The following is a 12,782-nucleotide window of genomic DNA, read 5'->3' on the forward strand; positions in this document are numbered from 1 at the left end:
TTACTCCACCTGTCCATGATTAAAACCACTCCTTACAATCTTATTTTTAAAATTTTTTCTCTAAATCCTTTACTACTTCAAGGACTTTAAACTTAATTTTTACTCTACTTGTTTTCTTCGGTGTATCTTGTTTTATTAACTTATATTCTTTATCAGTTAAAACTTCTTTCAACTTATCATCTGTAGATTTATCTATTACTCCATTAGACTCATCAACAAAGCATAGTGGAGGGAACATAACACACCACCAATTTTTTCCTTCACCTTTTCCAATAATAATCTTTAATGCTTTATATTCACCAGCTGGAAGAACTATATTAGAATATTGTTTAGTAGGAAAATTGCTATATTGTATACCTACCTTTACACTGTAATTATATCCATTTTTAAGAATAATATTTTTGCTTATTTCTTCCAAGCTACTATATTCCTTTTTTATAATAGTTTCACTTTCTTTTATACTTTTTGAATTTTGAAGCTTTGGTTGTAAATATTTTATTACTTCATCTCTAACTTTTAGTTTAAGTTCTTGGTCTTTATCTGTATTACTATTTGCTATAACATGAAATCTTATTAATTTATCTTTATAATCTTTTGATATATTGTCTACTTTTTTTACCTCACCATTTATTACTATTGTCATTATTGATATGACTGATATAAGACTTAATATTAATAGTCCCAATCTAATCTTAATTTTTCTCATTGCAAATTCCCCCTTAAGATAAATTTATATCATCAATTATGTCCAATTAAATTTAATTTATTCATAATATTTTTTAATATTAATAAAAGACTGTCGCATGAGCAAATTAAATTTATTCTGTGAGAGCTCTTTTGAACTTGGGATTTATTTTTTTATACAAAAAAAGGGCGTAGCACTATTTTCTAGTGTGACAGCCCCAAGTCTTATATTTTATAAGTCTTTACTAATCATAGCCTTATCTATCATAAACTGCTCTGCTTTTTCTATATGCTCTGTAGCGTACTTCTTAGATAACTCACTATCACCTTTAATTATAGCATCAAGTAAATATCTATGTTCTTCAACAATATTATGTGATGTATCATAAGCAGACATGTAAGTAACTCTAAACCTATATACTTGTTCCCACAATGAGTTTATTAGTTGGATTAATTTTTTATTGTTGGTTGCTCTAAATATACATTCATGAAATTCTACATCAAGTTTTAATAACGCATCTACATCGGATTCTAAAGTACTTTTCTTGAATTCTTCTGATATATCTTTAAGCTTTTTAATATCTTCATCACTAATTCTTTCGGCGGCAAGATATGCTGCTAAGCCTTCTAAGCTTGCTCTTACTTCTAATACATCCATAATATCCTTTAATGACATATTTGCCACATACGCACCTTTCCTAGGCAACATAACAACTAAACCTTCTAATTCAAGCTTTCTTATTGCCTCTCTTACTGGAGTTCTACTTACTCCTAATTGTTCTGCTAGTTGCACTTCCATTAGCCTTTGACCAGGCTTTAATTTTCCTTCTAAGATTGCTTCTCTTAAATTCTCAAAGACTACATCTCTTAATGGCTTGTAATTATCCAAGTTCAGTTTAGTTAAATTCTCCACAAATTTCAACCCCTTTTTGACTGCTATTAACAACATACACCTGTTTATATTTTTTTAATAATTCTTTTTTTCCAATTAGAGCATCCTCTTTATTTTTGAATAGTCCAAAAACTGTAGGACCACTTCCACTCATCATAGAACCTAAAGCATTATTTTTCATCATTACTTGCTTTATATCACTTATTTCTTTATGTTTACTTATAGTAACATTTTCAAGAATATTTACCATGCTTTCTGATACAGCTTTTATATCTTCAGATTTTAAACACTCTATCAAATATTTATTATTTGGTCTTTTTTTAATATTATTCAAATCCAATCCTTGATAAACTTCTTTAGTAGAAACGAATAAGTCTGGTTTGCATATTAATATATTTATATCACATGGTAAACCTTTGATGTTTGTTAGCTTTTCTCCAACACCTTGAGCTAAAGCAGGTCTTCCTGATATACAAAAAGGAACATCTGCTCCTAAATTAAATCCTATTTCTTTTAATTCATCTTCAGATAATCCAAGTTCCCATAGTTGATTTAGACCTACTAATACTGCGGCTGCATTAGAACTTCCTCCAGCCATTCCTGCTGCTACAGGAATATTTTTTTCTATGAATATTTCTACACCTTTTTTTATATAAAATTTATTCTTAAGTATTTTAGCAGCTTTATAAACAATATTATCTTCATCTAAAGGAATATCTAAACTAGTGCTTTTTACCTTTACTTCATCTTCATCTAATTCTTTTATCTTTACTATATCGTATAAATCTATCGTTTGCATTATCATTTCAACAAAATGATAACCGTCTTGCCTTTTTCCTAAGACATCAATGGATAAATTTATTTTTGCTCTACTCTTTAGTCTTATAAAATCCATTCTATCCTCCTTGTTTAAAGAATAATGCATCACTAACAATAATATTATACTACAAAAAATAAAATAATAGGGTATTATAATACCCTATTATATTTAATTACTTTAAATTTTTTAACATTAGTCTACTAATACGACTTTTTTTTCTAAAATAAGACACTTGCCAGGCTTAATTGGTTCATCAAGTTTTATATCATTAAGTTCTGCAATCTCATTTTCTGTTGTATTGTATTTTTTTGCTATGTTCCAGAAAGTATCTCCTTCTTTACATATATATACGATTATGCTAGGAGCTTTAGATAAATCATATACACCTTGGTCTTCACCCTTGATAATAAAGTTTTCTGCTTTCTTATCTAATGCTTCAGTAAATCTCTTAATTTTTATAATCAAGTCTATCTGGTCTCTATTCAAATCAACCTCAACTTTATCAATACATGCTGTATTAAAAACAGATGCTGTATCAGTTAAGTTATCCATTTCTATATCATGTTCAAATGGAATTTCTTCACTAATTTTATAAACTAATTTTAAACCTTCAACTGGAACAAATAAAATTTCAACTTTTATGATTCCTTGTATAATGCTTTTATTTCCTTCAATATAGCTATTTTCTATAGACATAGTCGGACAAACGCTTACAATATCTTTTATTTGTATATCATCATTATCATTTCTTATGCCTTCTCTAACCATAAACGTTTCTTCACTATTTCTTAAAGTCTTATTTAATTGAATAGGTTTATGGTCAAATTTTATTATTTTTTGAGGAGAATATGCATCTTGTAATACTTCTCTCGTCACTTCATCTGTAACCTTTACTTTACAACAAACCACACAATCTATTTCTAAAAGCCCTGTATTACTTTCACTATTTTGTTTGAAAATATGATTAAAGTCTGACATAGACAACAATACTTCCTCAGTCATACCATCACTAACTCCCGGAACTTCTACAAATTGAGTAAACTCAATACCTACTCTATCCAACTCTACAAGTTCACCCTCATATGTACAAGCTAATGGATTTATTTCTAATACTCCACCAATAATAACTTTATTGTCAGTTACTCTACTTTCTTTTACTTTAACACATGGATTCAAACTTATTATAGATTGAATTTCTTCTGTGTTTATAGTTATAGTATCTCTTATAGAACTTTCTGCTTTTTCTATTCCAACTATATCTTGAAAACAGATTTCTTTTCTGTGTTTTTGTATGCCTTCTACCTGTGCCACATCTTTTACAATGTCTAATCTTTGCTTTTCAAACAAACTACCTCTTATATTCATAAGAGCTCCTACTTTAATTTTTCTCTCATTCATTATAGTACAATCCATATGCTCTACTTCTGAAAATAACATGTATTCCATATCTTGAACAACATTATCTTTTTCTATTACCTCGTTTATATCTACTTTTCCGTCTACATTAGAAATAGTATTTTTGTCATCTGCAATATAGATTACATTATAATTAAAACTTCCTCTACAAAGTATCTTCCCATCTGCCATCTCAATTTTTTTAAGTGATATGTATCCTTCTGTTTTTACAATTTCATATACATCTAATTTTTTGTCTGGTACAACTGCCTCCGCCTCGATGAATGTTTGAAATTTTCCAAAGTCTATTCTATTGTCAACCTTAATTACATCTTTAATTAATTCCATAGCTTACCTCCTTGAGTATTATAAAAATATCACACTATATTTATATTTAAGGAGCAAAAAAAAAATTACACCTATTTTTAATAGGTATAATTTTAACTTATTTGTAATTTATCTTGATCTCTAAAAACTTGCAACTTTACATTAGATGTTAATAAGTCCGAGTAACTATAAGATACTCTAGGATACCCATTAATTTCATCATCTAATTTTATAACAAACACGCTTGGATAAACTTTTTCTAGTATACCCTCTTTTGTAATAATCTGCTTTCTTCCTTTATTAGCTTTCAACAATATTTTCTTTCCTATATGTCTCTCTAAGCTTACTCTTATCTTGTCTAGAGTTTGAACAGTAGCCACAATATCACCTTCTTTAACGTTTATATGTTTACATAATATCACATATAAACATTTTTGTCAAATGTTTAAACTAATTATTTTATATATTTTTTGCAAAAATGTCAATACTATTTTTGAAGATATACAGTATAATTATGCTAATTTTTGTTAATGTAGTATTGTTTTTGGCATTGCCCATCTAAATTTTCCTCTTGTTTCAGAACCACCAATACCCTTAACACCTGTAATAGTCTGCTCTATAACCTCATCAATAGGCACTACTACATCAATTCTTGAACAAGCAATTTTCTCCACTACAAAAACAGGGTCTAAAGCATGTATCATTATTCTTCCAGGTGAACTTGCATAATTTGCTCCTGCACTTATTATTTTTTCATAATTTGATTGGCATGCTCCTGCAAATATAACAAGATTATCCAAATTTGGTTGCCATTTACGTGCTTCTTTTACTGTTTTAATAAAATTTAAAGAGTTTCTATAGTTACTCATATCTTCTATATCACCTCTTTTTATTGTCATTGCATCATGACCTGTTATTACTAGTATATCCGGATTATATTTTTCTAGTAATGCTCTTACTTCTTTATACTGATTTTGTTCTGAGACGGCTACACCTACTGCAGGTATTCCAAGTTGAGCATATACATCCAAGCAAATTTTTAAATATTCCTTATCTCCATCTATCTGTAATACCTTTCCAGGCATTCCATATGTGTTAGGATTTAATTGAAGTTTTGGAACTGCTCTTGTCATTCTTTTTTGTCTTTCTTTAGCTTTTCTTACTGACTTATATAATAAATTTTCTACATTTTTATCTATTAATATATCTTTTATATCAGGTGCTTTTACTAGTTCTAAGTCATCAATATAAGCATCTGCTATTACTCTAAATGCAATTCCCTTTAGTATAGCTATTTTCTCATTATTTTCATCTACACCAAAAGAGACTATTTTAAATACTATATCTTTGTTATGTGACTTTCTAGCTACAATGTCTCCTACCTTCATAGTTAAACCTCCAATAAATTTTTATCTTAGTTTATACTATGTTCGATATAAAACTTTGTTTCCTAATGTCAAAAAAACATTTCTTATAATACTTCTTTTATCACTCTTAAAGCATTTTTATAATATATCTTTTCTATCTCATCTTCACTAAATCCTTCTTTTTTTAGAGGTTCATACAATTTACCCATCTGAGATATATCTTCAATCTCAACCTTTGAATCTATTCCATCAAAATCTGAACCTAGAGATACAACATCTATTCCTCCAACATTTACAATGTGTTTTATATGTCTAACCATATCTTCAAGTTTACTTTCGCTTTTATTATCACTTAAAAATAAATGGAAGAAATTTATACCTGTAACTCCACCTTTATTTGCTAATACTTTAATCATATCATCAGTTAGATTTCTAGAATGATTCATCATTGCTCTCGAATTAGAATGTGTAGCAATTATTGGTTTAGAAGAAAGCTTTGCAATTTCATAAAATCCACCATCTGAAATATGAGAAACATCAACTAGCATTCCCAATTCATTCATTTTATGTACCACTTCTCTTCCAAAATTAGTAAGTCCTTTTTCTCTATATTCTACTTTATTATGAGGAAAACTCAATTCATTCACATGATTCCAACTTATTGTCATCATTCTAACCCCTAAGTCGTAAAATTTCTTTAAATTTTCTAGTTTACCTTCAAGTACTGCACCTTCCTCAATAGATAAAAGTGCTGTAAGTTTACCTTCTGATTGGTTTTTCATAATTTCTTCATAGTTAGTAGCTAAAGCTATTACATCACTATTTTTTTTCATTTCCTCATGAAATTTATTTGCCATGCTCATACAATAATCAAAAGGATGCTTTACTTCTTCAGTATCAACAAAAAGAGCAAATGTTTGAGCTAACGAATCCCCCTTTTTCAATCTGTCTATATCAACAGAATATTTATTAGACTTAAGTTCACTTGTTTCTACATTTTCCATTAATTTTGCTATAGTATCACAATGTAAATCAATAAATTTCATATTTATACCCCCTGCATATTTTATATTTATATCTAAAAATAGAAATAGCTGTCCTTATAGACAACTATTGACAACTATTTTTTAATATTCTTTTTTATATTACTCAATCTTATTCTTCTTTTAAATTAGGTATTACTTTTTTAACTTCTTCAATTTGATGCCATGTTTTATCTATATCATTTTCACTAATATATTTTTTTAAATCAGTTAAAGATGTAAAATCTTTAACTGATAAATTGTCATCATCATCTGCAAATCTTAAAATAAACATGATACTACCTTACTTTCCACAACATTTCTTATATTTTTTTCCACTTCCACATGGGCATGAATCGTTTCTTCCTATTTTTGCTTCTTTAACTATTGTTTTAGATTTCTTATAAGACTTTATTATTTCTTTTCTTTGGTCTGCTGGTAGTATATCTTCCCAACCTTGTAAATTATATAACCAATGAGCTTCAACAGTTACCATATTGTTATATAATTTTTCCCAATCTATTTTTATAGAAACTTCTTTATCAGTTTCTACATCTTCTAAAACTATATCTTCTTTTAAACTTTCACTTATTCCGTCTATGAATCCCATGAAAAATTCATTAGTAGTTCCAAACTTTTCAGCTAATTCGCTTACTTTACCTTCAACAACATCCATTTTATTATTTAATATTTCATTGTATATTCCAGCTTCAACTTTTAAATATTCTTCCCAAAATTTTACCTCTTCTTCTTGACTTTCATGATTATCACTTAAATTTCTCCATTCAGTATATAAACTCATACTTTTTCCTCCTAAGTATACCTATATTTTTATAGTTTTTATAGTATAAAATCTTTTAGTTAGATTGGAAGTTTCTTCTTTTTTAATTATACCATATTCTATTTAAAGTTAACTCCTATATTATATCATAATTAAACAATTCTTTTAATACTTTTATAGCATACTCTTGGTTTATAAAGTAAGGGCTTGTAGCAATTGTTATTACTTTAGCTTTTTTAATTAAATTTTGTATCTTCTCTAGCTTAAAATCAAATGGTATATAATCCATATCGCTTGAAAATATATCTAAATCTATATCAAGAACAAACTCTGACTCTATATCTAAATCAAATCCATATGAACTATCTATTATTATTAATTCTGAAAATACATTGTATCTTAGTGCTGGCTTTATAAAACTACCTACATTTAAAACTTCATTTGTATATCTAAATACATCCCTCATATTATTTATATCTACATTATAGTTATCAGGCTCTCTAGTATCCTTATGCTGATCCACATGTACTAACTTACACCCCTTTGTAAACTCATTTTTCATCAGAGACCTTATCCAAAAATAAAATGCATGGTTATGATTATCAAACACATATATCTTTTTATTTCCCAGGACATATTCAACCATATTCTCCAGACCTTTTGCTTTTATCTCTTTACCCTCTTCAATCTCATTAAATACTACTTCATCACCTAACTTCACATCATTCAATGTTCCACTTATAAGTTTTGGAACATATATACTCTTATCTTCTCGTGTTTCATATGAAAACACATTATTTCCAACTGGTTTTTTTATATGAAATCCAATATATTCATAGTTTTCCATAAAAATTAAATTCCTCCATTGTTATAATATATAAGCATAAATTCACCTATTTTTATATTTTCCTCATAGATAAATTTATAACCTCTCATAAGAAATCTCCTAAATTTATAATTTTATTTTGTAACACCTAAGACTCATTCTACCTGAATAAAATGATTCATTTTAAGTAAAACTCCTAATTTACTTTTAATATTATCTTGACTATGTTCCTTAAGTTTAGTGAAAACTTTGTAACATTCAATCCTTGCAAACCACAAAGTCATTTCCGTCAGTCAAAGAAATATCCATTTCATTTATTTTCACCACTTAAAAAAAGAATAACAATACAAACCAGGCAAAGCAATATATTTATATATTTTATTCCAATTTTTATAGGTATATTTGAGGTATCCATAAATTTCCTGCTTTATTTGTATCTAAATTATGGTAGGAATAATTTATAAATACTCAATACATAATAAAACATATAGGAGTGGTATTATATGAAAAAGAGCACCATATGTTTTTTATTAGTTGCAGTAGTTAGCTGTATTACTTCATATACATTAATTGATTTAAATAATTCATCACCTGTATTTAGTTATACACAAAACAATACATCGTTAGAATTGATGTACTTTAACAAGTGGAAGGACAAGTCATGGATAACTCTAGGTGATAGTATAACAAGGGCTAATGGATATCAGGATAAACTTAAGAATATATTAGGGTTCTCAAGAATTGATAATATTAGTAAAAATGGTCAAACAATGGCATCCCAATCTAAAAACAAGTCAACATATACACTTGGAAAAACAATTGATTATAAAGTATACGATTTGGCGACAATTTTTATTGGAACGAATGATTTTAGGTATAATAAAAAGCTTGGAAAAATTAAAGCGAGTGGAAGTGCTAAGTTTGATGAAACTACCTTTACAGGATCATATCAGCTATTGATAGAGAAAATATTGTCATCAAATCCTAGTATAGATTTGGTTTTGATTACTCCTCCCCAAAGAATTCGTGATGGATATGATATTAACTTTACCAATGAAGTTGGAAGTAAGCTAATAGATTATGTAAATGTTATAAAATCTTTAGGTGAAATGTATTCGCTTCCTGTATTAGATTTATACTCTGAAGGCGGTATATCAAAGGAGAATATGAGTACATTTACAAGAGATGGTCTTCATCCAAATGATGTTGGATATGATCGTATATCAGAGAAAATGTATAGATTTTTATTAAGTATATAACAAAGAGAGAAGATTAACTCTTCTCCCTTTGTTCTTTCATTACATCTATCATCATTTTAAAATCCCTTGTATTATACATAAACATTACTAAATCAGCATCACTATCTCTTATAATATCATCAATAGATATATCAAGTTTATCAATATATCTAGGATCTACTAGTTGCACCTCTGAGAATATGTCCGCGAATAACCATGATGTAGGAGCTTGATATGAATCTCTTATGATAAGTATTTTTTTATCAGATAATGCATCTTCATTTCTAATTTTTAAAATAGAGCAAGCATTACCAAACATATATGCACCACCATATAAAATATCTTCTTCATTTTTACGAGTAGCTATAACATCTTCTTCCTTGCATTTTGTTTCTGTTTTTCCATCAAATTTATAGTATTCGTAATTAGGCTTATCCTTTAGATGAACGTATGGAATAGTCTCATCTTCTTTAACTAGTTTATTTAAATTTTTATTGTAACTTCCTAGAAAATATCCTTTATCATACATTGTTTGAGTATAGTTATCCCAAGAAACATTATTTACTATATTCATATCTTCAATTATAAATTTAAAGCCTTCATAAGCTCCTATTCCATTCCAGTGATGGTCTGTTTTAAAATACAAATCTTCTCGTTGAGATTCATTAAATTCTTTTAGAAAATGTTCATCTACATCTATATCGTTTATAGTTTCTAAATCCAAATAACTTTTGAAAGCATTTTTATTATTAATATCATTTTTTATCCCATCAGTATATTTTGGGTATAAATGTGCTAGCATACTTTCTTTATTTGGAGTAGAAGTATAATAAACTTTTTTATTTGAATCAGCTGCTATTTTGGATAATTCATTTATTTCATTTGCAGCATCTTTTAATTCTTTTTCAGACATTAATTTTGATGGTGTTGGCATAATCCAGTTATCATCTAGTAGATAATAGCTTTTAATTTTATTCTTACCAAGAACTATTTGTGCCCTAGAGTATATTTCAGATAACTCTTCTCTAAATGGAAACTGGTCTGAAAAATAACTTTCAAATTTGCTTGTATATTTTCCAGATTTACAATCTTGTAGGGTTGGTTTTTGAGCCAACGTTCGATTTTCAGATTCACTAATTTCTTTATCTTTACTTATTATGTGTATAAAGAATATTCCTATTATTATAACTACAAAAGGAATGGATATCCATTTTGATTTCTTATTATTCATTTTAATTTCCTCCTCTAGAATCTGAAGTATAAAAATGGATTATATGTAGAATTTATCAATATTACAACTACTATAAACATTAGTGACACTAAAAAAATTGAGTGAAGTGCATATATAAAATTACTTTCAATCAGCTTTTTAGCTTTTGATTTTAATATTGACTTAAGTTTAGGTATTATAGGTATTGCAAATATAATAGATAAAATTATAATATATCCATAATCATTTATATACATAATAAAGGAGTTATTGTATATTGGACTTGAGCCAACTCCAAATAAAACTTGTATAAATTCAGATGCTTGTACCATATTATCTGCTCTGAAAAAGACCCATCCAATCATTACTATTAGCACTAAGTATATATGTCTAAATATCTGTGGTACCTTTTTTAGTAATTTACCTAAAAATACTTTTTCTATACTAATTAAGATTCCATAATATATACCCCATGTAAGAAATGTCCAATTAGCTCCATGCCATATTCCTGTTAAAGACCATACCACAAATAAATTTGTATATTGCTTAATAGGAGAAACTCTATTGCCACCTAAAGGTATGTATACATAGTCTTTAAACCAACTACTTAGCGATATATGCCATCTTCTCCAAAATTCAGATACAGATTGCGATATGTATGGATAGTTGAAGTTTTCAAGAAAATCAAATCCAAACATTTTACCAAGACCTATAGCCATATCACTGTAACCTGAAAAATCAAAGTATATTTGAAGTGTATAGCATATTATTCCCAGCCACGATTCAGCTATTGAAAGATTAGCTATATTTGCTGAAAAAACTCCATCTGCTACCACACCAAGTTGATTTGATAAAATAACTTTCTTAGCTAGACCACATACAAATCTATTTACTCCAACTGCAAATTTTTCATTAGAATGAGTCCTTTTACTTATTTGCTCATCTACTGTTTGATACCTAACAATAGGACCTGCTACAAGTTGTGGGAATAAGCTTACATATAGAGCTAAGTCAAATATATTTCTTTGAACATTTGCGTCTTTTCTGTACACATCAATTACATAACTCATTGTTTGGAATGTAAAAAATGATATACCTAAAGGTAGTGCTATTGTTGGAATACTTATATGAATATTAAATAACGCATTAAGATTGTCTACAAAGAAATTAGAATATTTAAAAATCACCAATAATGATACGTTAAAAATCACAGATAATGTTAACCATAATTTCTTTTCTTTCTTATTATCTGAAGATATTTTAAGTCCAAATATATAATTGGCTGCTATAGACCCAAGCATTAAGAATATATATCTAGGTTCCCCCCATGCATAAAAAAATAGGCTTGCAAGTAATAACACAAAATTTTTAAGTTTATCATTAACTAAATAGTAAAGTATAAAAACTACAGGTAAAAACGCGAACAAAAATGTTAAGCTACTAAAAATCATATTTTTATATCAATTTAAATCCCTTTAATTGATATATTCACCTCCTTTAATTGACCCATTTATAGACTTATTTTATTGTATAACTACATTTGAAAAAACTTTGTTTTAAAAAAATGTATAACGTTGGACTAACATAGTTATATTTAGGTACGAAATGGGTTGGCTTGTAAATTTAAGTAATAGTAGAACTTAATTTTATAATTAAATCCATCGCTTGATAATCATAAAGGTTATTTTGGACATACTTATAAATATGTACTGATATATACACATAAAATCACAATATTTTTCTTGCTATGAGCCTATCTACATTAATATTATAATTTAACATAATAACATAAAAAATATATTTTGCAAATAGTTTCAATCTAATTGTAATTATTTACATCTCTTTTATCAAAAATATACTTTATACATCCCCCTCCCGACACAAAATCTTATAATAATGAGTAGCGTCTAGAAGGTTTTGAACATAGTATATATGCATAAACTAAAATTAGGTTAAGTAGTCTTACTGAATCATCCTCTATAATAATTTTTTAAATGTCTAATGGAAATACCACTTATTTATAACACCCGTATTTGCTATAATCATAATGTTGTTTTTGCTTTTTCACAGAACAATTATCACATAGAAAAGGGGCTCTTAGAATCTATTTTCTATTTGTTGTACAAAAAAGTAAAAGGAGATATCTCAAAATTAAAATCTGAGTCATCCCCATATAAATAATTATAAGTATTTAAGCAATCTTGTTATTAAACAACCTTT

13 protein-coding genes are annotated in these 12,782 nt (G+C 27.5%); 1 reads left to right on the forward strand and 12 read right to left on the reverse strand.

Going from position 1 to position 12,782, the window contains the following annotated elements; translation table 11 throughout:
- Positions 1 to 46: 46 nt before the first annotated feature.
- From spoIIR to JJC02_17400, 10 genes are all read right to left on the reverse strand, one after another.
- A complete protein-coding gene (gene spoIIR, locus JJC02_17355; GenBank protein ID UDN54602.1) occupies positions 47 to 706 on the reverse strand; it encodes a stage II sporulation protein R in 660 nt (219 codons plus the stop codon).
- A gap of 210 nt (positions 707 to 916) precedes the next feature.
- Positions 917 to 1,633 carry a GntR family transcriptional regulator gene (locus JJC02_17360; GenBank protein ID UDN54603.1) on the reverse strand — a complete coding sequence of 239 codons (717 nt, stop codon included), beginning with the start codon at positions 1,631 to 1,633 and terminating at the stop codon, positions 917 to 919.
- Entirely contained in the window at positions 1,581 to 2,471 is an 891-nt protein-coding gene (locus JJC02_17365) for a 4-(cytidine 5'-diphospho)-2-C-methyl-D-erythritol kinase (protein UDN54604.1), read from the reverse strand. Before JJC02_17365 ends, JJC02_17360 begins: the two co-directional genes overlap by 53 nt.
- Positions 2,472 to 2,588: 117 nt before the next feature.
- On the reverse strand, positions 2,589 to 4,139 hold the full coding sequence (locus JJC02_17370) for a DUF3794 domain-containing protein (GenBank protein UDN54605.1): 1,551 nt from the start codon (positions 4,137 to 4,139) through the stop codon (positions 2,589 to 2,591).
- Between the two features lie 92 nt (positions 4,140 to 4,231).
- Positions 4,232 to 4,498 carry a Veg family protein gene (locus JJC02_17375; protein UDN54606.1) on the reverse strand — a complete coding sequence of 89 codons (267 nt, stop codon included), beginning with the start codon at positions 4,496 to 4,498 and terminating at the stop codon, positions 4,232 to 4,234.
- 147 nt (positions 4,499 to 4,645) lie between these two features.
- Positions 4,646 to 5,506, reverse strand: a complete 861-nt coding sequence (gene yabG / locus JJC02_17380) for a sporulation peptidase YabG (GenBank protein UDN54607.1) — start codon at positions 5,504 to 5,506, stop codon at positions 4,646 to 4,648.
- Between the two features lie 83 nt (positions 5,507 to 5,589).
- On the reverse strand, positions 5,590 to 6,531 hold the full coding sequence (locus JJC02_17385; GenBank protein ID UDN54608.1) for a dipeptidase: 942 nt from the start codon (positions 6,529 to 6,531) through the stop codon (positions 5,590 to 5,592).
- A 109-nt stretch (positions 6,532 to 6,640) separates the two neighbouring features.
- Positions 6,641 to 6,802, reverse strand: a complete 162-nt coding sequence (locus JJC02_17390; protein UDN54609.1) for a hypothetical protein — start codon at positions 6,800 to 6,802, stop codon at positions 6,641 to 6,643.
- A 9-nt stretch (positions 6,803 to 6,811) separates the two neighbouring features.
- Complete coding sequence (locus JJC02_17395; protein UDN54610.1) at positions 6,812 to 7,309, reverse strand: SEC-C domain-containing protein; 498 nt, start codon at positions 7,307 to 7,309, stop codon at positions 6,812 to 6,814.
- A 115-nt stretch (positions 7,310 to 7,424) separates the two neighbouring features.
- The gene (locus tag JJC02_17400) at positions 7,425 to 8,135 is read right to left on the reverse strand and encodes a UPF0489 family protein (protein UDN54611.1); all 711 of its coding nucleotides are present in this window, start codon (positions 8,133 to 8,135) and stop codon (positions 7,425 to 7,427) included.
- A 530-nt stretch (positions 8,136 to 8,665) separates the two neighbouring features.
- On the opposite strand from JJC02_17400, the gene JJC02_17405 reads away from it, so the two are divergent.
- A complete protein-coding gene (locus tag JJC02_17405; protein ID UDN56454.1) occupies positions 8,666 to 9,373 on the forward strand; it encodes an SGNH/GDSL hydrolase family protein in 708 nt (235 codons plus the stop codon).
- A 13-nt stretch (positions 9,374 to 9,386) separates the two neighbouring features.
- On the opposite strand, the gene JJC02_17410 is transcribed toward JJC02_17405, so the two are convergent.
- Complete coding sequence (locus JJC02_17410; protein UDN54612.1) at positions 9,387 to 10,583, reverse strand: hypothetical protein; 1,197 nt, start codon at positions 10,581 to 10,583, stop codon at positions 9,387 to 9,389.
- Positions 10,584 to 10,597: 14 nt separating this feature from the next.
- Positions 10,598 to 12,013, reverse strand: coding sequence for an MBOAT family protein (locus JJC02_17415; GenBank protein UDN54613.1), 1,416 nt, complete (start codon positions 12,011 to 12,013; stop codon positions 10,598 to 10,600).
- Between the last annotated feature and the right edge of the window lie 769 nt (positions 12,014 to 12,782).

Origin of the sequence: Clostridioides sp. ES-S-0054-01 (assembly GCA_021561035.1) — a bacterium.
Taxonomy (GTDB): domain Bacteria; phylum Bacillota; class Clostridia; order Peptostreptococcales; family Peptostreptococcaceae; genus Clostridioides.

Bases quoted from the DNA above. Each gene is read 5' to 3' on its own strand.
- JJC02_17365 (UDN54604.1), bottom strand. From the start codon at position 2,471: ATGGATTTTATAAGACTAAAGAGTAGAGCAAAAATAAATTTATCCATT.
- JJC02_17370 (UDN54605.1), bottom strand. From the start codon at position 4,139: ATGGAATTAATTAAAGATGTAATTAAGGTTGACAATAGAATAGACTTT.
- JJC02_17400 (UDN54611.1), bottom strand. From the start codon at position 8,135: ATGGAAAACTATGAATATATTGGATTTCATATAAAAAAACCAGTTGGA.
- JJC02_17385 (UDN54608.1), bottom strand. From the start codon at position 6,531: ATGAAATTTATTGATTTACATTGTGATACTATAGCAAAATTAATGGAA.
- spoIIR (UDN54602.1), bottom strand. From the start codon at position 706: ATGAGAAAAATTAAGATTAGATTGGGACTATTAATATTAAGTCTTATA.
- JJC02_17410 (UDN54612.1), bottom strand. From the start codon at position 10,583: ATGAATAATAAGAAATCAAAATGGATATCCATTCCTTTTGTAGTTATA.
- JJC02_17390 (UDN54609.1), bottom strand. From the start codon at position 6,802: ATGTTTATTTTAAGATTTGCAGATGATGATGACAATTTATCAGTTAAA.
- JJC02_17415 (UDN54613.1), bottom strand. From the start codon at position 12,013: ATGATTTTTAGTAGCTTAACATTTTTGTTCGCGTTTTTACCTGTAGTT.
- JJC02_17395 (UDN54610.1), bottom strand. From the start codon at position 7,309: ATGAGTTTATATACTGAATGGAGAAATTTAAGTGATAATCATGAAAGT.
- yabG (UDN54607.1), bottom strand. From the start codon at position 5,506: ATGAAGGTAGGAGACATTGTAGCTAGAAAGTCACATAACAAAGATATA.
- JJC02_17360 (UDN54603.1), bottom strand. From the start codon at position 1,633: ATGTTGTTAATAGCAGTCAAAAAGGGGTTGAAATTTGTGGAGAATTTA.